Raw genomic sequence first — 448 nt, forward strand, 5'->3', positions numbered from 1 at the left:
CCATGAGCGTGATCCACATACCAATAAATTCGTCCCAGACAATGCTGCCATGATCGTGCACACCCATGTCTTTCGCCGTTTGATGACAAAGATAGACGCCGATACAGATCCCCAGCATCACCACCAGCGAGTAGAGCTGCCAGGGCAAAAAGGTCATCAGATACCAGAACGGAATCGCTGCCAGCGAGCCCATCGTCCCAGGAACGATCGGGCTTAATCCACTTCCGAATCCGACAGCAAGTAGATGCCACGGATTACTCATCTTCAGGCGACTTTTCGCGACATCTTTATGGCGTGGCAAAATGGTCATATCCTTTCCAGTCTAATGTAACAGGTTCGCCGTCACGAATAAAACAAAGCCCTTCGATATCGGCGGTCATTTGCCCGATACAGGTAAACGGTACGCCCAGGTGTCCGAGAGCCACATCCAGCGCGCCACGGTTCAGTT

Annotated in this window: 1 protein-coding gene; it reads right to left on the reverse strand. The window is 52.0% G+C overall.

What is annotated here, in order from left to right; translation table 11 throughout:
- Nucleotides 1-310, reverse strand: a 310-nt coding sequence (locus AC0L24_RS33885; protein ID WP_473565098.1) for a phosphatidylglycerophosphatase A, incomplete at its 3' end; no start/stop codon positions are given.
- Between the last annotated feature and the right edge of the window lie 138 nt (nucleotides 311-448).

This window comes from Mesorhizobium sp. WSM4809 (genome assembly GCF_055811655.1).